12 protein-coding genes are annotated in these 22,942 nt (G+C 40.1%); 9 read left to right on the top strand and 3 right to left on the bottom strand.

Going from position 1 to position 22,942, the window contains the following annotated elements; translation table 11 throughout:
• Window positions 1-18: 18 nt before the first annotated feature.
• The 9 genes from OQ267_RS21740 to OQ267_RS21700 all read left to right on the top strand — a co-directional run bounded on the left by OQ267_RS21740 (window position 19) and on the right by OQ267_RS21700 (window position 14,789).
• Window positions 19-1,608 (top strand): RagB/SusD family nutrient uptake outer membrane protein, encoded by a 1,590-nt coding sequence (locus OQ267_RS21740; protein ID WP_088299912.1) that lies wholly within the window; start codon window positions 19-21, stop codon window positions 1,606-1,608.
• 19 nt (window positions 1,609-1,627) lie between these two features.
• Entirely contained in the window at window positions 1,628-2,659 is a 1,032-nt protein-coding gene (locus OQ267_RS21735; protein ID WP_088299405.1) for a SusE domain-containing protein, read from the top strand.
• A gap of 64 nt (window positions 2,660-2,723) precedes the next feature.
• On the top strand, window positions 2,724-4,643 hold the full coding sequence (locus tag OQ267_RS21730) for a glycoside hydrolase family 13 protein (RefSeq protein WP_265838072.1): 1,920 nt from the start codon (window positions 2,724-2,726) through the stop codon (window positions 4,641-4,643).
• 118 nt (window positions 4,644-4,761) lie between these two features.
• Window positions 4,762-5,448 (top strand): beta-phosphoglucomutase, encoded by a 687-nt coding sequence (pgmB, locus tag OQ267_RS21725; RefSeq protein ID WP_265838070.1) that lies wholly within the window; start codon window positions 4,762-4,764, stop codon window positions 5,446-5,448.
• 70 nt (window positions 5,449-5,518) lie between these two features.
• On the top strand, window positions 5,519-7,837 hold the full coding sequence (locus OQ267_RS21720; RefSeq protein ID WP_265838068.1) for a glycoside hydrolase family 65 protein: 2,319 nt from the start codon (window positions 5,519-5,521) through the stop codon (window positions 7,835-7,837).
• Window positions 7,838-8,019: 182 nt separating this feature from the next.
• Window positions 8,020-9,699 carry an alpha-amylase family glycosyl hydrolase gene (locus tag OQ267_RS21715; RefSeq protein WP_265838067.1) on the top strand — a complete coding sequence of 560 codons (1,680 nt, stop codon included), beginning with the start codon at window positions 8,020-8,022 and terminating at the stop codon, window positions 9,697-9,699.
• A 216-nt stretch (window positions 9,700-9,915) separates the two neighbouring features.
• Window positions 9,916-11,283, top strand: coding sequence for an MFS transporter (locus OQ267_RS21710; RefSeq protein ID WP_265838065.1), 1,368 nt, complete (start codon window positions 9,916-9,918; stop codon window positions 11,281-11,283).
• A 535-nt stretch (window positions 11,284-11,818) separates the two neighbouring features.
• Entirely contained in the window at window positions 11,819-13,378 is a 1,560-nt protein-coding gene (locus OQ267_RS21705; protein ID WP_265838063.1) for a S10 family peptidase, read from the top strand.
• Between the two features lie 448 nt (window positions 13,379-13,826).
• Window positions 13,827-14,789: an acetyl-CoA carboxylase carboxyltransferase subunit alpha gene (locus OQ267_RS21700; RefSeq protein WP_265820059.1), complete on the top strand. Its 963-nt coding sequence runs from the start codon at window positions 13,827-13,829 to the stop codon at window positions 14,787-14,789.
• Between the two features lie 797 nt (window positions 14,790-15,586).
• Here OQ267_RS21700 and OQ267_RS21695 read toward each other — a convergent pair.
• From OQ267_RS21695 to OQ267_RS21685, 3 genes are all read right to left on the bottom strand, one after another.
• Window positions 15,587-16,141, bottom strand: a complete 555-nt coding sequence (locus tag OQ267_RS21695) for an REP-associated tyrosine transposase (RefSeq protein WP_265838062.1) — start codon at window positions 16,139-16,141, stop codon at window positions 15,587-15,589.
• Between the two features lie 235 nt (window positions 16,142-16,376).
• Window positions 16,377-19,424, bottom strand: coding sequence for a DUF2723 domain-containing protein (locus OQ267_RS21690; RefSeq protein WP_265838060.1), 3,048 nt, complete (start codon window positions 19,422-19,424; stop codon window positions 16,377-16,379).
• Between the two features lie 226 nt (window positions 19,425-19,650).
• On the bottom strand, window positions 19,651-22,677 hold the full coding sequence (locus OQ267_RS21685) for a protein O-mannosyl-transferase family (RefSeq protein WP_265838059.1): 3,027 nt from the start codon (window positions 22,675-22,677) through the stop codon (window positions 19,651-19,653).
• Between the last annotated feature and the right edge of the window lie 265 nt (window positions 22,678-22,942).

Raw genomic sequence — 22,942 nt, 5'->3', positions numbered from 1 at the left:
ATCAAAGAAAATATAAAAATGAAAAATTCATTTAAAATCATATTGGCATCAGGGTTCTTGCTTTTAGGTTTAAATTCTTGTAAAAAAGAGGACTTAAACTTAACGCCAACCAATGATGTAACTGCCGAGAATGTTTATGCCACTCCGGCCGGATATAAAAATAGCCTGGTGAAGCTATATGCAACTTACGCACTAACCAGTCCATCAGGTTCAGACAACAGTGATGTTGGCGGATTAAATGCAGGTTTTGCAGATTTCTTCAGGTTATTCTGGACTTCGCAGGAGCTGACAACGGATGAAGCCATTTGTGCCTGGGGCGATGTGGGTATTCCAGAATTAAACTTCGGCACGCCAAGCAATGATAACCAGTTTTTAAGAGGTTTATACTCGAGAAGTTTACTGCAGATTACTTTCTGTAATGAGTTTTTAAGAGAAAGCACACCAGAGAAATTGGCAAGTCGCAACATTGCTGGTGCAGATGCCACCGCCATTACCCGCTACCGTGCTGAAGCTCGTTTTTTACGCGCTTTTCAATATTGGGTATTGTTAGATGCTTTTGGTAATCCACCTTTCGTAACTGAAGATGATAACATTGGTAAAGTTGCACCAAAACAAATTCAAAGAGCAGCGTTATTTAACTATGTGGAATCTGAATTAAAAGCAATTGAAGGCGATTTAGCTGAGCCGCGTGCAAATGATTATGGCCGTGCCGATAAAGGTGCAGACTGGGCTTTATTGGCGAGGTTATATTTAAATGCACAGGTTTATACCGGTACCGCGAAATATACTGAAGCCATTACCTATTCCAGTAAAGTAATTGCAGCCAGTTATCAATTGAAAAACAATTACCTGGATCTTTTCAAATCAGATAACGATAGAAACAATACAGAAAACATCTTAACCATTAACTATGATGGCGTAAAAGGAACAAATTACGGAGGAACTACTTTCTTAATTAATGCGGCCATTAATGCAGATATGAATCCGGCGAGTTTCGGTGTTCCGAATGGTGGATGGGGTGGAAACAGGACCCGTCAGAATTTACCGGCTCTGTTTCCTGATGCAAACGGAACGTTAGATAAACGTGGTGTTTTCTTCGGTACTAAAAATACAATTGATGATGTTGGTACTTTCACTGATGGGTTACGTGTTACAAAATTCACCAATAGAACATCTGCCAATACCACTCCAACTTCGCTAAATGGCGTATTCAGCTCGCTTGATTTTGCTTTATTCCGCCTGGCTGAACAGTATTTAATTTATGGAGAAGCTGTTGCGCGTGGTGGTTCCGGCGGAAGTGCAAGCCTTGCTTTAACTTATGTTAATGCCTTACGCACCAGGGCTTATGGAAATGCATCTGGTCATGTGAGTGCTGCGGCATTAACTACAGATTTCTATTTAGATGAGCGCGGACGTGAATTATACTGGGAAGGTCACCGCCGTACAGATCTAGTCCGTTTCGGAAGGTTTGCAGGTGCTGCTTATTTGTGGCCATACAAAGGTGGCGTAAAAGCCGGAGCATCAATCCCGGCTTACCGCAACATCTTTGCCATTCCAACAGCAGATTTAATTGCCAACCCGAATCTGGTTCAAAACACAGGTTATTAATCTTAATTTTTAATAAGAGATGAAATCAACAATATTTAAATCCTTAGCGTTGGGCTTAATCACCCTATCGCTTTGGTCCTGCAAAAAAGATGAAACGCAAACCGTTTCCAATATTGCACCTGCAGGTACATTAGCGGCTTCGGCAACTAATTTAAATTTAGTGCAATCCAATGGTACGCAAACCGCACTAACCTTGAACTTTCCTATATCTACCGCAACAGGTTATGTTGTGCCGGTAACCTCTACTTTGCAGTTCGATTTAAAAGGGAAAAACTTTAGTACGCCAAGTGAAATAGTGGTTACAAGGGGTACTTATGCACCAACGGTTACCCAGGTAAATAACATGATTTTAGCTTTGGGTGGCAAGGTAGGTACACCTGCACAGGTTGAAGTAAGGTTAAAATCCGGCGCAGCCGTAAACGACATCAGCTATTCGAATGTAGTTACTTTAAGTGCAACACCTTATTTAGCTTCTGCCTGGATTTATGCTCCTGGAGCTTACCAAAACTGGGATCCCGCTACTGCAGATAGTTTGGTTTCGCTGTCAAGCAATGGCATTTATACCGGAATGATTGCCTTTACGCCAGGTAAACTTGCTTTCAAAATTACACCTGCAAAAAAATGGGATCTTTCTTACGGTGATGCCGGTACGGGTACCATCAGTACTTCTGGTGGCGATATTAATTCGCCGGATGCGGTAGTAAAACAAGTTACGGTCGACTTAAATAAATCAACCTACACCATCACTACACCAAAAGAATGGTCTATTATTGGTGATGCAACTCCAGGTGGCTGGGTTACTGATACCGATTTGAAAGTAATTAACGATGGAAAAGCAATGGTTTACACATTGCAAACAACGCTGGTTGCAGGAGAATTTAAATTTCGTTTCGGTCACGACTGGGCGATTAATTTAGGTGGCGGTACCACGCTTGCTTTGGGGGGTGGCAACATTAAGGTGGAAACCCCTGGCATTTATACCATTACTTTAACGCTTACGAAAGCAGGCGATGTGGTAACAGGCGGTAGCTACACCATGGTTAAAAAGTAATTAATCTTTATTTCGCCCTGCCGAACGCATGTTCTGCAGGGCTTTTATCCTTTAATGTTTCAGCATGTTCAGATCCAAAAACTTTTCGCTCTTTCCTTTATTATCCAGTGCTCAAACAAACTTTCTGCAATTTGCAGGAAAAAAAATAATGCTGCTGACTTTGCTGATTTCACTTTCGGCAAGTCATTTATTCGCCCAGAAATTAGAACGGATCGAGCCGATGTTCTGGTTTACAGGTATGCACAATCCTGAATTGCAGTTGATTGTACATGGCGAAAACATCGCATTAAGTACTGTTTCATTAACTTACCCGGGTGTAAAACTGGTAAAAGTTAATAAAGTAGAAAACCCAAATTACCTGTTTTTAGATTTAACCATCGCGCCAACTACCAGGGCGGGAAAATTTCCAATTCACTTCACTGTAAACGGAAAAAAGATATTAAATTACACTTACGAATTAAAGAACCGCGATAAAAGCGCAACCAGAATTCAGGGCGTAACTCAAAAAGATTTTATTTACTTATTGATGCCGGATCGTTTTTCGAACGGCGATAAAAGTAACGATGTAGTGAAAGGCTTAGCCGAAACTGCATTAAACCGTGATAGTATGTATTTCCGTCACGGAGGCGATATTCAGGGGGTAATGAATCACCTCGATTACCTGAAAGATTTAGGCATCACCACCGTTTGGATGACGCCGGAAATCGAAAATGATATGGAAAAAGCTTCCTATCATGGTTATGCAGTAACCGATCACTATAAAATTGATCCGCGTTATGGCAGCAACGAACTTTTTAAGAAATATGTAGAAACTGCTCATGCAAAAGGCATGAAAGTGATTAAAGATATTGTGCACAATCACATTGGCACGGGGCATTGGTTTTTTAAAGATTTACCGATGAAAAGCTGGGTGCATCAGTGGCCAAAATATACACAAACCAGTTACCGCGATCAGGCGGTTATGGATATACATGCCTCACAAGCCGATCGCAAGAAAATGCTGGATGGCTGGTTTGTGCCGTCTATGCCAGATCTGGATCAGCAAAACCCTTATGTGCAAAATTACCTGACGCAAAACCACATCTGGTGGATTGAATATGCAGGCATTGATGGTTTACGTTTAGATACTTATCCTTACAACGATCCGGCTTATATGGCAGATTGGGCATTGAAGATAAAAGCTGAGTTTCCAAACCTTTCTATCTTCGCAGAAACCTTTGTCAGTGGCGTGCCGAATCAGGCCTATTTTACAGAAGGAAACACTGTAAATCGCGGCTTTAATACACACCTTCCGGGAATTACCGATATGGCTGTAAAAGAAGGGATTTATGAAGCACTAAACGGAAAAAATGGCTGGACTGATGGCGTGAATCGTTTGTACGACGTGATCGCACATGATTTTTTATATAAAGATCCTACTCAAAATTGCATCGCATTAGATAACCACGACATGAGCCGTTTTTATTCTGTAGTGAATGAAGATTTCGAAAAGTATAAAATGGGTATGGCCTTATTGCTCACCATGCGTGGCATTCCGCAAATGTATTACGGAACTGAAATTTTAATGAAAAATTTCTCTAACCCTGATGGTTTAGTGCGTGCCGACTTCCCTGGTGGATGGGATGGTGACAAAAAAGATAAGTTCATCGCCAAAGGTAGAACAAGCAAAGAAAATGAGGCATTTAATTTTGTGCGGACATTAGCAAATTACCGAAAAAACAGTGTTCCTTTACAAAGTGGAAAATTGATGCAGTTTGTACCGGAAGATGATATTTATGTGTACTTCCGCTACAATGAAAGCGTTAAAGGAACAGTGATGGTCGTTGTAAATAATGCCGAAAAAGAAAAGACACTGAAAACGGATCGTTTCACAGAAAGAACCCTCGGAACTACCTCAGCGAAAAATATCATTACCAACGAAACCATTTCATTCAACGAAATTAAAGTGCCAGCAAGGACAACGCTGGTTTTGGAGTTGAATTAAGTAGAACGCAAAGAATAAATACTAAGGCGGAAAGATCAAAGATCAAAGCGAAAAACCAGGTAAGCACACCTGCCTTGATAATAGATACTTACTACGCTGTACGATATAACAACCAATAATGCAAGAAGAACTCCAAACCCCCAATCCCGAACCCAAAACCCAAATAAAAGCCTGCCTTTTTGATCTTGATGGCGTTTTAGTTGATACCGCTGTTTACCATTACCAGGCTTGGAAACGACTCGCCAATACCATGGGTTTTGATTTTACCGAAGCGCAAAACGAACAGTTGAAAGGCGTAAGCAGGGTAGAAAGTTTGAATAAAATTTTGGCCTGGGGCGGCGTAGAAAAAACGGATGCTGAAAAAGAAGAACTCGCCACTTTGAAAAATAGCTGGTATGTAGAAATGATTACAAAAATGACACCTGCAGAGGTTTTGCCCGGAACGGTAGATTTTTTGACTGAAATTCACCAGGCTGGTTATAAACTGGCTTTGGGTTCGGCGAGCAAAAACTCAGGGATTATTTTAGAGAAAACCAATCTTGCGCATTTCTTTGATGAAATTGTAGATGGCAATATGGTTACTAAATCAAAGCCAGATCCGGAAGTATTTTTGAAAGGTGCAGAACTTTTAGGTTTCAAACCTGATGAATGTGTCGTTTTTGAAGATGCTGTGGCTGGTGTGGAAGCAGCGAAAAGAGGTGGCATGAGAGCCATTGGTATCGGCGAAAAAAGCGTACTCACCGATGCGGATGTAGTCGTTAGCGGATTAGACAAATTAACAGTTAAAGATTTAGAGAATTTATAGGTTTAAGGTGTAGGGTTTAAGGTGAAGGGCATTGTCTCCAATCTCCAATCCCGCTACTCAATACTCAATTATGAAAAATTACATTAAAGCAGATGAGTGGAACATTATCGAAGAAGGCTTTGATCCACATTTAAATAAAATTTCAGAAAGTATTTTCAGCTTAGGCAACGGCCGGATGGGTCAGCGGGCTAATTTTGAAGAAACTTATACCGGCGAAACTTTATCAGGTAATTATGTTGCAGGCGTTTATTATCCTGATAAAACCCGCGTAGGCTGGTGGAAAAACGGCTATCCGGAATATTTTGCTAAAGTTTTAAATGCTGCAAACTGGGTAGGAATTGAAGTCAAGCTGGATGATGAAGTTTTAGATTTGGCAACTGCCGAAGTAAGCGAATTCAAGCGGGTGTTGGATATGCATGCCGGGGTTTTGGAGCGTAACTTTACGGCCAAACTAAAAGATGGCAAAATTGTAAAAGTGAAAGCGACTCGTTTTTGCAGTATCGCAGATGATGAAGTTGGCGCCATTCGTTATTCCATTACGCCAATAGATTTTGATGGGAAATTAACCTTAATGCCTTTTATTGATGGTGATGTTAAAAATCAGGATAGCAATTATGATGAAAAATTCTGGGATCTTGTTGCGGATGAATTTTCAGGAACAGAAGCTTACCTCAAACTGAGAACGAAAAAAACAGCTTTTGAAGTTTGCACAGGAAGTAACATCGAACTCTACAAAAATGGGGAACAGCTTGATGTTCAGTTGGAGGAAGTTCGCCGGGAAAAATTCGTCGGACAAACTGTAACGCTGGATATAAAGGCAAACGAAGAGGTTACACTGATCAAAATCGCGGCTAATTTATCTTCCGAAAACTATCCAAAAGAATCGCTTTTAAAAGAAACAAAGGGAGTAATTGCGAAAGCAACGGCTAAAGGTTTTGATACTTTATTGTCAGAACAAAAAGCGGCATGGGCAACCAAATGGGAAGAGAGCGATATCATTATTGAAGGAGATGTATCTGCACAGCAAGCCATCAGGTTCAATATTTTCCAGTTGTTTCAAACTTATACAGGTAAAGATGATCGCCTGAATATCGGTCCGAAAGGTTTTACCGGCGAAAAATACGGCGGCTCTACTTATTGGGATACTGAAGCTTATTGCGTACCATTTTATCTGGCTACCGCTCCGCAGGAAGTAAGCAAAAACTTATTGGTTTATCGCCATAAACAATTAGGTAAGGCGATCGAAAATGCTGCAAAATTAGGCTTTAAGGATGGCGCAGCGTTATATCCCATGGTGACCATGAATGGCGAGGAATGCCATAACGAATGGGAAATAACCTTCGAGGAAATTCACCGCAATGGTGCGATTGCCTTCGCTATCTATAACTACATCCGCTATACTGGCGATGAAAGTTATCTTTCTGACTTCGGCTTGGAAGTACTCATTGGCATTGCCCGTTTCTGGAAACAACGTGTAAACTGGAGCAGCGAAAAACAGCAATACGTAATGCTCGGGGTTACAGGTCCGAATGAGTACGAAAACAACGTAAACAATAACTGGTACACCAATTTACTCGCTACCTGGTGCATGAAATATGCCACCGAAGCTGCAGAAATTGTGAAAACGCAGCAGCCACAAAAATATGCGAATTTGCTGGAAAGCGTAAATTTCAGAGATGAGGAATTTACCGATTGGGCAGATATTATCGAAAAGATGTACTATCCGGAAGATCAGGAAAAAGGAATTTTCTTACAGCAGGATGGTTATCTGGATAAGGAGCAAACATTGGTAAAAGATCTGCCGGCGAGCGATAGACCAATCAACCAGAAATGGAGTTGGGATAGGATTTTGCGCTCACCGTTCATTAAGCAAGCGGATGTATTACAAGGTATCTATTTCTTTGAAGAAGATTATGATCTCGAAACCATCAGAAGAAACTTCGATTTCTATGAGCCACGTACCGTTCACGAAAGTTCCTTGTCGCCTTGCGTACACAGTATTTTGGCCGCGAAACTAAACGACGAAGCACGTGCTTACGAATTTTATCTGCGTACTGCCCGGTTAGATTTAGATGATTACAACAACGATACAGAAGATGGTTTACACATCACTTCAATGGCCGGAACCTGGATGAGTGTGGTAGAAGGTTTCGCCGGAATGCGGGTTCGAAATGGAAAACTACAATTTAATCCGTTTTTGCCAACACAATGGAAATCGTTCTCGTTTACGATTGGTTTCAGAGGTGCAACGCTTAAAATAAGGATCGCAGAAAACGGCATCACCATTAAAAACAATAATGATGTAGAACTTGAAATTAATATCAAAAACCAGTTGTATAAGTTAGCGGGTAACACTGAAATCGAAGTTAAAAACACTGAATTAGTATGAGTAAGGATGAGGGTCTAAAGGTTGAAGGTAGAGGGTTAAAAAAGCTAACTTTTGCAAATCAGAAAGGCCTTTCGGCACCATGTTTGTCACCTTTTCGATTACGCAAAGTAAGTCATCATATGCTTATCTTGATCTTAATGCTGCTCTCTTCATCATCATTTGCACAAAAAAGGAGTAAAAAAATGAACGATCGACAAATCGTGATCTATCAGTTATTGCCTCGGTTATTTGGAAATAAAAACACTAAAAATATCCCTTACGGAACCATTGAACAAAATGGTTCCGGTAAGTTTAACGACATTACTGATAAGGCTTTAGACGGAATTAAGGAACTTCATGTAAACTACATTTGGTACACCGGAGCCATCGCCCACGCCAGTTTAACCGATTATGCTGCCTATGGGATTAAGGTTGATGATGCCGATGTGGTAAAAGGCCGGGCAGGTTCGCCCTATGCCATCCGCGATTATTACGACGTGAATCCTGATTTAGCCGTTGATGTTAAAAACCGGATGCAGGAGTTCGAAGCTTTGATCAAAAGAACACATGCAAAAAATCTAAAAGCCATTATCGATTTCGTTCCTAACCATGTCGCCAGAAGTTATCATTCATACGCCAGGCCAAAAAATGTGATTGATTTTGGTGCGCAGGATGATCCGAGCAAAAGTTTCAGTCCGAAAAATGATTTTTACTATGTTCCGGGTCAGCCGTTCGTGGTACCCACCAACGGAGAAAAAACGCCTCTTTCTGCGCTGCAGGATGGAAAGTTTGAGGAAAATCCGGCTAAAGCCACCGGAAACAATGTGTTTTCAGCGGTGCCTAAATATGATGACTGGTATGAAACCATTAAACTCAATTATGGGGTAGACTATCAGCATGGAGAGAAACAGTATTTTGATCCTATTCCGCCAGTGTGGTTAAAAATGAAAGATATTTTAATCTTCTGGACTCATAAAGGGGTGGATGGTTTCCGATGCGATATGGCCGAAATGGTGCCGATTGCCTTCTGGAACTGGGTAATTCCACAGGTAAAAAAAATAAATCCGGATCTGATTTTTCTTGGCGAAGCTTACAATCCGCAAGTATACAAGCAATACCTGGACGAGGGTAAATTCGATTATTTATACGATAAAGTTGGATTATACGATGGCTTAAAGCGATTGATCAAAAACGAACCAATTGCAGATGTTAAGGATATTCGTCACGTATGGCAGGCAGAAAGTGCTGGTTTTGGCAAACACATGTTGCGCTTTTTAGAAAACCATGATGAGGAAAGAATTGCTTCTGCAGGATTTGCAGGGAAGGCCGAACTGGCTTTACCTGCAATGGTGGTTTCGGCAACCTTGGGCCAAGGCCCCGTAATGTTATACTTCGGACAAGAAGTAGGCGAGCCCGGTAAAGGTGCAGAAGGTTTTGGTGGCGATGATAACCGCACCACGATTTTTGATTATTGGGGCGTACCCTATCATCAGCAATGGATGAACGGCGGCTTATTCGACGGATACGGTTTAAATGGAGATCAGCAGGCGTTAAGGACTTATTATCAGCAGTTATTAAAAGTAACCACAACCAGTGATGCCGTTTTACATGGTGAAATTTATGATGTTCCACAAAACGGAAACATGAATAACCGCATGTATGCTTTTATTCGCTATTCGGGCAAGCAACGTTTATTAGTGGTTGCGAACTTCGACAGGGACCAGACTTTAGAAGCAACTATTGAAATCCCGGATCAAATTCTGAAAGTGAAAAATTCTTCGCCGGTTACTGATTTATTAACAAACAGCAGGCTGAATATTCCGGCAGGAACAAGTATTCCTGTTAAACTTGGGCCGGTATCCGCGCAGGTGATTGAATTTTAAAAAGTATTAACCACAGAGTACACAAAGAAAAAGCACAGAGCAAGCAGAGAAGTTTTAAAATGTCAACGTCTTTTGTGTAAAAAATCGGTGTGCTATGTGGTAAAAAACAGAACCAAATAACAATGAGCTTACAGAGGAAATGAACAGTTAGCAAATAGAAACTTTGTGTCCTCCGTGAAAAACGCTGTGCCCTCTGTGGTAAAATAACGAAAAATAATGAGCTTAAAAACAGTTTTCGAGAACCCGAAATTAACACTGGTTCAAATCATTAACATGAGTGTTGGATTTTTCGGAATCCAATTTGGCTGGGATTTACAACGTGCCAACATGGGGCGTATTTATGAAAATCTGGGGGCCAATCCAGATCAGGTTCCCTTATTGTTTCTAGCCGCACCATTAACCGGGTTGTTGGTTCAACCGATTATTGGTTACCTGAGCGATAGAACCTGGCACCCGAAATGGGGGAGAAGAAGACCCTATTTTATGATCGGGGCAATTGTGAGTAGTCTGGCACTGATCGTGATGCCACACAGCAGCGTGCTGTGGATGGCAGCAGGTTTGCTTTGGGTTTTAGATGTTTTCGGAAACATAGCGATGGAGCCTTTCCGTGCTTTTGTTACCGATAAATTGCCTGATAGTCAGGTGAACCGTGGTTTTATTATGCAAAGCATGATGATCGGTTTGGGTGGAAGTGTGGCTTCAGCGTTACCCTGGTTAATGAACAACGTCTTTCATTTGCAAAACACAGCTGCAAAGGGAATCATTCCTGAAAATGTGAAGTTTTCGTTTTACATCGGTGCTTTTTTCTTTTTCGCAGCCGTATTGTGGACGGTCTTTACCACGAAAGAGTATCCGCCACAAGAAAACGAACTTCCGGAAAAAGAAAGCAGAGGTTTCAGGAACGGTGTAAATGAAATTTTCAGTGCATTGAAAAATATGCCGAAGCGCATGCAGATTGTTTCATTGGTGCAGTTTTTCACCTGGCCGGGGTTATTCCTGATGTGGTTTTATTACACTACCGCGGTTGCGGTAAATGTATTTGGTGGCAAAGATGCTGCCGATCCGGTTTATGCACAAGGCGCCGATTTTGGGAGTTTGACTTTGGCTTATTATAGTGTCATTACGTTTCTTTTTGCATTGGTGTTGCCCAAAATTGCTGATGCTTTAGGAAGAAAAACAACCCATGCCATTTGTCTAATCTGTGGTGCCAGCGGACTGATCAGTGTAGCTTGGGTACATGACAAAAACATGCTGTATCTATGTATGACGGGTGTTGGCATTGCCTGGGCCAGTATTCTTTCCATGCCTTATGCCATGCTGAGTGGTTCTTTACCAAAAGATAAAATCGGGATCTACATGGGCATTTTTAACTTCTTTATCGTGTTACCAGAGATTATCGCTTCGCTGGGTTTCGGCTGGTTAATGCGAAACGTATTAAATAATGATCGCCTTTTGGCGGTTCAATTGGGTGGTGGCCTGATGATTTTAGCTGCAGTGATTTGTTATGTCTTCATCAGAGAACCGAAAAAAACAGATGATGTTTTGACAGTGAAGTTGGGTGTTGAAGAGAACAGATCGGTGTAAGATTGTTGATCGTTTTTCGTTCACAGTTGGTAGGCTTCGATAAAAAGATTGCTGTATCAAGTTCAGGAAGACGACCGCATTAATCCTTTGTTCATATCAATACAAAAAGCAGTTTAAAATAGAAAGGAAGCTTACAAATTTAAATTTGCGCTTCGCTATTACCATCCTGCTACCCGGCCTAGGAAATGGATGGATGGAGAAAACAATTAAAGTTTCCACCACAATCTTTCATACCACTACCACCCAAGGCAGCACAACCACCGATTTTTCATCGGGTGCTTGTGCTGCCGAAATAAAGCTTTAACGAATTTATCCGACATCAGTTCCAAGCCTTGACTTTTGCTTGCTCTTGTTAAGAAAAAGAAGAAAGCCCTTCGCGGCCAGCCGAGGCCAGCCATCGCAGTGGAAAAAACTGCACGATTCGAAAAAATCTCGGATCAAGTTCAGGAGAACATACGATTTGGTAACATTTCTACAGCGATTTTTGATTAACGCTTCTTAAGTTTGATATTTAAACATTCAAACCAAACCTTCAATGAAATTCAAACTTGTACTCGCTACCTTCTTATGTGCAGGCTTTTTCGTCAATGCACAGCAAGAGCCGAAGAAAAACCAATCAAAAGAAACTAAAACCACCACAGAATTAACCGTTAAAGAAGAGCCGAAACCTGCAGCTAACGAAAGAACCATAAAAGTGGAGAGCACTGTAGTGACCAATCACACTGTGAATATCAACGGTAAATCCGTTCCTTATAAAGCTACAACAGGTACTTTACCCGTTTGGGATGAAGACGGAAAACCTATTGCAGGCCTATTTTACACTTATTATGAGCGGAGCGATATTTCCAATCGAGATAAGCGACCATTGGTGATTTCCTTTAACGGCGGTCCGGGCTCGGCATCGGTTTGGATGCATATTGCTTATACCGGTCCGGTGGTTTTGAATATTGATGATGAAGGTTATCCGGTACAGCCCTACGGCTACAAAGAAAATCCGTACTCTATTTTAGATGTTGCTGATATTGTTTATGTAGATCCGGTTAATACGGGTTACTCTCGTGCGGTGAGTAAGGATGTACCGAAAGAAAAGTTTTTCGGCGTAAAAGCTGACATTAAATATTTAGCCGAGTGGATCAATACTTTCGTCACCCGCAATAATCGTTGGGCATCACCAAAGTTTCTTATTGGCGAAAGTTACGGTACCACCCGCGTTTCAGGTCTGGCTTTGGAACTACAAAACAACCAATGGATGTATTTAAATGGTGTGGTTTTGGTCTCGCCGACAGAATTAGGCATTGAAAGAGGTGGCCCTGTTGATGCTGCCTTGCGTTTACCCTACTTTGCGGCTACGGCCTGGTACCATAAAGTGTTGCCTGCAGATTTACAGTCGAAAGATTTAACCGCCATGTTACCCGAAGTTGAGGCTTTTACCATTAACGAACTCATTCCGGCAATTGCACAGGGAGGGATGTTGAGTGTGGATAAGAAGAAGGAAATTGCAAACAAAATGGCACGATATTCCGGCTTATCAGAAAAGGTAATCATGGATTATAACCTTAACGTACCAACAGATTTCTTTTGGAAAGAACTGATGCGAAATAAAGGGTTCACGGTTGGTCGGTTAGATTCACGTTACCGCGGCATCGATAAAATGAGTGCTGGCGAAGGTCCGGATTACAATGCCGAATTAACTTCCTGGTTGCATTCGTTCACGCCGGCTATTAATATGTACATCCGCAATGAACTCCATTACAAAACAGATTTAAAATATAATATGTTCGGTTCTGTTTACCCTTGGGATAAAACAGGCGACCAAACCGGAGATAATCTCCGCCAGGCGATGGCACAAAATCCATTCCTACACTTATTGGTGCAATCCGGTTATTACGATGGTGCCTGCGATTATTTCAATGCCAAATACAGCATGTGGCAACTAGACGCCGCCGGTAAATTAAAGGATAGAATGACATGGGAAGGCTACCGGAGCGGACACATGATGTATCTGCGAAAAGATGATTTGAAAACGGCAAATAACCACATCAGGGAGTTTATCAAAAAAGCGTTGCCAAAAGAAGGAGAGGCGGCTAAGTTTTAGCTATGATGGTGGTGATTACAGGATGCTAAGATAGTGTAGAGATATCGTTCATTCAATAATGGGAGCGCAAAGGCAGTGCAAATATTAAAGTTTGTTCCTGCTTTGCGCTGTATTCCCGATAAAAAATCGGGAGATGCCGCTTCAATCAGGGCTAAATCGGTTAGGCTTGTGGTACGGAAACCCCTCATAGTAGCGGTAACCTGAATAATTTAAACCCGACCACTGTGCTCAGGGCTGCTTTACCAAAGCATTACTGCCACTGCTTTCCAAATGATTTATTTAGAAGCAACAGATTTCACTGTACATAAACTTTAAGGTTTGACAACTGAAATCGTCAGTACGTAGGAAAATTTGTCAATACTGCCAGGGCAATTTATCTGCTTAAAAATTCAAAGCGTAAACTGTTGCCTGCAAACTAAAAATAAATACTTATTTTTGTGGCTCAATTATGCAGCAAATAAAAACATCATTCGATTTTGAAAAACCTATTGCAGATTTAGTTCAGCAAATAGAAAAGGTTAAGCAGGTTGCCGATAAAACTAAGGTAGATATGTCTGCCACTTTAGATGAGCTTGACGGTAAATTAAATGAAACAACCAATAACTTATATAAAAATTTAACAGGCTGGAATAAGGTTCAGATGAGCCGTCATCCGGATCGTCCGCAAACGCTTGATTATATCAGCATGATTTGTGATGATTTTATTGAGCTTCACGGCGATAGAACGGTTAAAGATGATAAAGCCATTATTGGTGGTTTTGCGACCATAAACGGCCAAACCGTAATGGTTATCGGTCATCAGAAGGGTAAAAATACCAAAGAGCGTCAGTTTCGCAACTTCGGTATGGCTAACCCTGAAGGTTACCGCAAAGCTTTACGTTTAATGCGCCTGGCAGAAAAATTTAACAAACCTGTTGTTTCTTTTATTGATACCATGGGTGCTTATCCGGGTTTAGAAGCAGAAGAACGTGGTCAAGGTGAAGCCATTGCCAGAAACTTATTAGAAATGTCTGTACTCCGTGTGCCGATTATCTGTATTGTTGTGGGTGAAGGTGCATCAGGCGGTGCTTTAGGGATTGGTATTGGCGATAAGGTTTATATGTTAGAGCATACCTGGTATTCTGTAATTTCTCCCGAATCTTGTTCATCTATTTTATGGAGAAGCTGGGATTTTAAAGAAAAAGCTGCAGAATGTTTAAAACTAACATCTGATGATATGTTTGGCAACAAGCTGATTGATGGAATTATTCCGGAGCCGCTTGGAGGTGCGCATCAGGATCCGGAGCTAATGGGCAAAACGTTAAAAGAATACCTGATTAAAGATCTGGCAGCTTTGGGTAAATTAAAAACCGATAAAATGATTGAGCAAAGAATTGATAAATTCTGTGCAATGGGAGTTGTAAACGAATAATCATTAACTAACTAATTTTTTTTGTCCCGTTTGGCCTGGCTGAGCGGGATTTTTTTTTGCAGTTCACGCTCGTTGCAGTTCACGCTCGTTTGAAACGAGCGTGTAAATAGGTTGCCGTATTTTACGGCGTGTAAGGGTAAACTGGTTTTGTATACTTTTACGATAAAATCGTAAGGCTATTATTGCACTTGTTAGAAACAAGCGCAAGCGCTATAGAACGGCTTACGCTCGTTTGAAACGAGCGTGTAAATGGTTGCCGTATTTTACAGCGTGTAAGGGTAAACTGGTTTTGTATACTTTTACGATAAAATCGTAAGGCTATTATTGCACTTGTTAGAAACAAGCGCAAGCGCTATAGAACGGCTTACGCTCGTTTGAAACGAGCGTGTAAATGGTTGCCGTATTTTACAGCGTGTAAGGGTAAACTGGTTTTGTATACTTTTACGATAAAATCGTAAGGCTATTATTGCACTTGTTAGAAACAAGCGCAAGCGCTATAGAACGGCTTACGCTCGTTTGAAACGAGCGTGTAAATGGTTGCCGTATTTTACGGCGTGTAAGGGTAAACTGGTTTTGTATACTTTTACGATAAAATCGTAAGGCTATTATTGCACTTGTTAGAAACAAGCGCAAGCGCTATAGAACGGCTTACGCTCGTTTCAAACAAGCGTATAAATAGGTTGCCGCATTTTACGGCATATAAGAGTGAACTCGTTTTATACATATTTACAATAAAATCGTAGGGCTATTATTGCGCGGCTTTAAAACCGAGCGCAAGTACATATCTTATGCATCTCTCAATCAATGTCTAACAATTCAATTTCTATTGGGCCTCCTAAATTATAATAGTTGGATGCTGAACTATAAATATAATGTTCTGGCTCAGACACTATTCCAGCTCTAACCGGATTTTGATGAATGTAATTCAACTTTTGAAATGTAAAATTTGGACTGATTAATTCAACCGCATGATAACCATCTTGCCAAACTTTATAGTTTTCAATTCGTGTAAGATATTTTCCAGCAAATTCAAATTTATTAAGCAACCATTTCCTGCGACTTTCATTTTCAGAAGATATCTCTTTAATAATAGCCTTGTTTGTGAATTTTTTAAAATCTCTTATGATTTCAAAAAGCTTGACATTTGTATGGGTAGATGCAATAAGATGGATATGATTTGTCATTAAACAGTATGCGTAAAGTATAAGGCCTTTGTTTGATTGGCAATACTTTAAAGAATCTATAATAATTTCTTTATAAGATTGACGGGTGAATATATCCACCCAATCTACAATCGTAAAAGTTAGAAAGTAGATACCTTCTGGATTCCTAGCTTGATACTGATCTGACATTCAATAAAAATATTTATTTATACTGAAAAATCATAATTGCTTACACTCGATTCTAATGAGCGTTTAAATAGTTTGTCGTATTTACGACTTATATGCCAAATTAATCTTTATGCATCTTTTTACGATAAAATCGTAAGGCTATTCTTGCACTCGTTAGAAACGAGCGCAAGCGCACAAAAAAAGCAGCTACAACCAAATGTAACTGCTTTGTAAGCTTATATTTTAATCATTAAGTTTATTGCCCCGGGCCTTGCTGCCCATAATAACCTGAAAATTTAGCCTCCAATCCAGCAAATATTTTTTCCAGTTGTGTGCTTACCTTTTCCTGGCCGGCAGCCTTGCTGGTTTTAATCATTCTGTCTAAATAGTAGAGACCTGTCTGCACATTTTGCGATCCGGTTAGTGAACGTTTAGACTGAGAAATATCACTCAGGAAAATAAGTTCTTTATTGATATAATCTGCTGATTGTGTTAAAATTTCATTTGCCCTGGCTGTTTCACCTAACTTATACAGATTTTCGGCCATGTAATATTTTACCACTACAGTACGAATGCCAAAGAACCGTTGTGGCATCACTTCATAATATTTATCTACCACTTTTTTAGCTTCGGTATTTTTTCCTTCTTTAATTAAACTTCCGGCGAGGTTACTGAAGATATTGGTGAAAATAAAGGTGTCATCTGATGATTGCGGATCTAAATAAGTGGCAGTTTTCATGTTGCCCCATTTGAACTTGGTCATTACGTTGTTGTAAAGAACCGGAGTATTTAACTGTTCAGCCCTTTCTTCATTATTAGCAGTATCTGGTTTAAGTGGGATCAAGCGTAAGGCCAGGCCTTCACTGTATAAGTATTTATCTAAACCATTGTATTGATCTGAAGGTACAGTAGAGGCAAAATAAATTGGCCTTTTCCAGTTGTTGTGTGCCAGGATATCCAGCATGGCTAAAGTACCTTTAGTAACATACCCTTTGTTGAATGTCCAGTCCATTTCAGGAGTAATTTTTGCTGCATTGGCAGGAGAAACGGTTCCTGTACTGATTACCTGTTGCGGATCAATGGTGATTTTGAAATTTTTAGTAGGCAGGAAGTTAGATTTAGTACCATCCTGCATGGCTACTTTATCATTGTCATCATTGGATAAAAGTAATTCCACGATGTTTTTAAGTTCCACATTACCTGCAATTTTATAATCATCGAAAGGCATTACATCTCTTTCTCCCTGTACATATTGTTCAGGTTTCATGGTGATTGGCAATGGCTCAGATTGATTTTGTTTCTGTCTTAAACCATTAATGTACCAGTCTGTATCGAATAAGCTTAAATTCACAATCCGGACATCAGGGCGAACATTTTCAACCTCCTGGATGTACCAGAGCGGATAAGTGTCATTATCGCCATAAGTAAACAAAATGGCATTGGGTGCGCATGACTGAAGATAATCCAGTGCAATATCATGTGCCACCATTTTTGTAGAACGATCGTGATCATCCCAGCCTTGTTCAGCCATAATTACAGGTGCAACCAGTAATCCAATCACGGTAGCGCCAATGGCACCAGCGGTTGGGCTTAGCTTTTTGAGTACCCACTCTCGAATGGCCAGAACCCCGAGTCCAATCCATATCGCGAAGGCATAGAATGAGCCTACATAAGCATAATCACGTTCACGAGGTTCTAAGGGCTTTTGGTTTAAGTATAAAACAATGGCAATACCGGTAAAAAAGAAGAGTAAGGCCACCACACCGGCATCTTTTTGATTGCGTTGAAAATGCCAGATGGCACCTAACAAGCCAATAATCAATGGCAGAAAGAAAAAGCGGTTGTAAGCTTTATTATCAACTGTTGATGGGGGCAAATGACTTTGATCGCCAATTTTCCAAGAGTCAAAAGCTTTAATGCCACTTAACCATTCTCCTTCATAACCGCTTCCCTGACCTTGTTCATCATTCTGGCGGCCAATAAAATTCCATCCGAAATAACGCATATACATGTAACCGATCTGGTAGCTGAATAAGAAACCTACGTTATCTACCAGGTTTGGCTTTTTAGCATCATCAAGGTGCATCCATTCTTTATAAAATGCGGCATGAGGGGCATCATCGCTATACATACGGGGGAGCAAAGTATTGTTGTTGTATTCGTATTCCGTTTTTGTACCTGCTTTTTCATACTTATCATTCCCTTTTCTCCAGATGGTTTTTCCCCCCTCTTTAATTCCGGTCCGTTCAGAGTTGTAGTTAGGTCCGTAGCCCAGTGGCCTGTCACCGTATTGTTCACGGTTAAGGTAGCTTAAAAAGGAGAAAGCATCTTTAGGGGCACTATTATTTAAATTTGGATCAGCTTTTGCCCTGATGATGATCATAGAGAATGAAGCATATCCGAAAATAATGAGTACTGTTGAAATCAAGCCCAGGTTTAATAATTTCTTTTGGTGTTTAATGGAGTACCTGATTCCCCAAACCAATAAACCAATTAATACGATCGCAAAAAACAGCACGCCTGTTCCGAAGCCAAGACCTAAAGTGTTCACGAAGAATAAATCGAAATAGGCACCGAAGGAGACTAAATATTGAATAATGCCATATTGAATAACAGCTAAAATTAAGATTCCAGCAATCAGGGTTTTAAAAATACCAGCGGTAGTGGCTTTGCCTGTTCTTCTGAAATAATATACAAAAGCAATTGCCGGAATGGTTAATAAGTTTAGTAAGTGAATACCAATAGATAAACCCATGATATAGGCAATAAATAACAGCCACCTGTCGGCTCTCGGCTCATCGGCATGAGATTCCCATTTTAGAATTGCCCAGAATACAATAGCTGTAAATAAGGATGATTGAGCATAAACTTCTGATTCTACTGCAGAAAACCAGAAACTATCTGAGAAGGTATAAGACAACGCACCAACCGCTCCGGCACCCATAATGCTGATTAACGTACTTTTTGAAAGCACCTCGCCTGGTTTAACCAGTGTTTTTTTAGCCAATGCCGTAATCGTCCAGAATAAGAACATGATCGTAGCACCGCTTGATACTGCAGAACCAATGTTCATCCAGTAGGCAATTTTTGTAACATCACCAAAGGCAAAAATAGAGAAGAAGCGTTGGATCATTAAGAATAATGGTGCGCCTGGCTGGTGTACCACCTGCATTCTGTATGCTGATGCGATAAATTCTCCGCAGTCCCAAAAGCTTGCAGAGGGCTCAAGGGTTAAAACATAAGTTATGGTAGCAATTAGAAAGCAGATCCAGCCTACTATATTATTGACTTTAGAATAATTCATTGGTTATTTAATGATATTAAAAAATTGTTTTCACATAAAAATGCTGCCGAAATTAACTATTCTAGTCGATAAAACTGGTAAATTTTTAGATTGATTTAACAAATTTTAACGGCCGCTGGTTATTTTACCAGGTGCTTTATTGCCTTTTAAATTTGGTGAAAAAAATAAAAACCCATAAACAGAATCATAGATGCTGATTATGGGTTAGGTTTAAATGGACTTTTACTTAGCTTGAGGCAAATGGGGTAAATCTTTGTATTAATTCGTTGTATTGATTTTCAAGTTGCTTACTCAACCCGCTCTGCTTAAATGTTTGCGTCAGCTTGACCATCTGAGCAAGATAGGTAAGGTAAATACGAACGTTTTGCGCTGATGCGAGTTGATCTTTGCTTTCAGAAACGTCAGCCAGATAGGTCAGCTCTTTGTTGATGTGATTGGCGGATTTGCTGATCATTGCATTTGCCCGGTTTAAATCATTCAAACGATAAAGGCTTTCTGTAAAATAGAAAGTACTTACCACCTGGCGCATGGTATAAAATTTGTCAGGTATCACCTGAAAGTATTGATTTGCTATTTTTTTACCTTCATTAATTTTTCCCTCATCAATTAATTTAGTTAACAGCCCGCTAAACATATTTGAAACATAAGTCACATCATCAGCTGATTGTCTGTCCAGGTGATTCGCATTTTTGATATTGCCGTATCCATATACGTTCATCAGGTTATTGAACATCGGTTTTGGGTTAATCAGATCCTTACCGTCAGCTTGTGAAGGATCTGATTTCAGCGGCAACAGGTGCTTGTTAAGGCCTTCTGTATATAAGTATTTATCCAGTCCGATGTACTGCTCATCTGGCATAGCACTGGTGAAATATATTGGTCGTTCCCAATTGTTATGAGTTAGAATATCAAACAAAGCTAAGGTACCTTTGCTGACATAATTCCCCGTATATGTCCATTCCATGCTTTCAGCAATTTTTCCGGCATCTTCTTTTGGCACCGTTCCGGTATCTAAAACTTGTTTGGGATTTATTGTTAATTTTAAATTCCGGGTAGGGAGGATATTATATTTAGTGCCATCATTCATCGTTACTTTGTCTGCATCATTATCTGATAGCAATACTTCCAGAATATCTTTTAATTCAACATGTTGCGCAATTTTATAATCCTGGTAATACATAACATCCCGGGTACCGGCAACATATTGTTCTGGTTTAAGGGTTATTGGCAAAGGTTCCGATTGATTCTGTTTCCGCTTCAAACCATCAATATACCAATCGGCAGTGAACAAACTCAGGTTAACTACCCGTACATCCGGACGAACATTTTCCACTTCCTGTGCATACCAAACCGGATAAGTGTCATTATCGCCATAAGTAAAAAGAATGGCATTAGGTGCACAAGATTCCAGGTAATTAACAGCCATATCATGAGCAACATGACTTTCTGAACGGTCATGATCATCCCAGCCTTGAACAGCCATCAATACCGGCACCATTAAAATTGCGGTAAATGATGCAAACAGGCCCGCTTTTGCCGGTGAAAGTTTTTGAAAGAGCCAATCTTTCAGCCCCAAAACACCCAGGCCAATCCAGATGGCAAAGGCATAAAAAGATCCTACATAAGCATAATCTCTTTCGCGGGGTTCTATTGGTACCGAGTTGAGGTAAATCACAATTGCAACTCCGGTAAATACAAACAATAATCCAATTACTCCTGCATCTTTATGATTGCGTTTAAAGTGCCAGATAGCACCAATTAATCCGATAATCAATGGCAGAAAGAAAAAACGGTTATAGGCTTTGTTTTCTGTAATAGATGGTGGCAAATGGCTTTGATTGCCCAGTCTCAAAGCATCAATTGGCTTAACGCCACTTAACCAGGCACCATTACGTCCTCCTAATTGTCCGTCTTCATTATCTTGCCTTCCCACGAAATTCCACATAAAATAGCGCATGTACATTTGCCCGGTCTGAAAAGAGAACATATAACTTAAATTATCCATTAAAGTAGGTTGATGTGCATCATCAAAACCCATGTAGTTTTTGTAAAAATTGATGTGTTCAGGCTTATCGCTATACATTCGTGGCATTAAAGTTTTGTCAGCAAAAACATATTCTGATTTGGTTCCGGCAGATTCATATTTGTCTTTCCCCTTTCTGTAAAGTGTTCCGGTTTCTTTAATGTCGATTTTTTCTGAATTGTAATTTTCACCATAAAGTAAAGGACGATCACCATACTGAGATCGGTTAACATAGCTTAAAAAGTTAAAAGCATTTTCAGGGTCTGTGTTATTCAAATTTGGTTTCGCATGTGCCCTGATGATTAAAATAGCGAATGAGCTGTAGCCAAAAATGAGCAGCGTTGTAAACAGCAGAATTATGTTCAATGCTTTTTTATGCTTGCGGATAGCGTAATGGATTCCATAAACGAGTCCGCAAATAAGTAATAACACAAAAAATAGAATACCACTGCCAAAGCCAAGACCTAATGTATTTACAAAGAAAAAATCGAAGTTCGCCGCAAATGAGACCAGGTATTGTATAATTCCAAATTGTACAGTTGCCAATGCCAGAATTGATATGACAAAAACTTTAATCACATTTTTCAAGCGGGGATTTGGATGCTTTTTGAAATAATATATGAAGATCAGCGCTGGGATAGCCAATAGGTTTAAAAGATGTATGCCAATCGAAATACCCATCATATACGCTACGAATAGTAACCATCGATCAGCCTTTGGTTCATCTGCATGAGATTCCCACTTTAATATTCCCCATAATACTATTGCGGTGCAGAGCGATGACATGGCATAAACTTCAGCCTCAACGGCCGAGAACCAAAAGCTATCAGAAAAAGCATAAGCCAGCGCGCCTACCAGACCGGCACCCATGATACTGATTAATTTAGAAGTGCTTATTTCTTCTTCTTTTTTAAGAATCGTTTTTTTTGCCAATGCTGTAATGGTCCAGAATAAGAAAAGAATTGTACCTGCGCTTGCCAAAGCTGAAGATACATTCATAAAATAGGCAACCAGCGTTTTATCGCCCAGGGCAAGCGTAGAAAATAACCGCTGGATCATGGAAACCATTGGTGCACCTGGCTGGTGAACAACTTCCATTCTATATGCTGCTGCAATAAATTCTCCGCAATCCCAGAAACTTACAGATTGATCTAAAGTGAGGATATAAGTGAGCGCAGCAATAAAAAAGCACAGCCAACCCATAGCGATGTTGATCTTTGAATAATTCATAGTAAAATTTAGTCTTTGATAATAAATGATTTATGTGGTTCCTGATTAAAAATGTCGTAGAAAAAAATAAAATGTTGCACGGCATATGATGATTTTTTTATCTTTGCAATGCAAAAAGGAAGAGTAAGAAAAAATTGAAAAATTTTTTAAAATGACTCTTGCATATTTCAAATAAGCTTCCTACATTTGCATTCCCTTACGAGGGGTTAACCTCGGGAAAGTTTGTCCGATAGTATAAGGGTAGTACGACAGTTTTTGGTACTGT

Origin of the sequence: Pedobacter sp. MR22-3 (assembly GCF_026240075.1) — a bacterium.
Taxonomy (GTDB): domain Bacteria; phylum Bacteroidota; class Bacteroidia; order Sphingobacteriales; family Sphingobacteriaceae; genus Pedobacter.
Note: the sequence above shows the minus strand (reverse complement) of the source record. Positions and strands in the feature narration are given on the sequence as shown.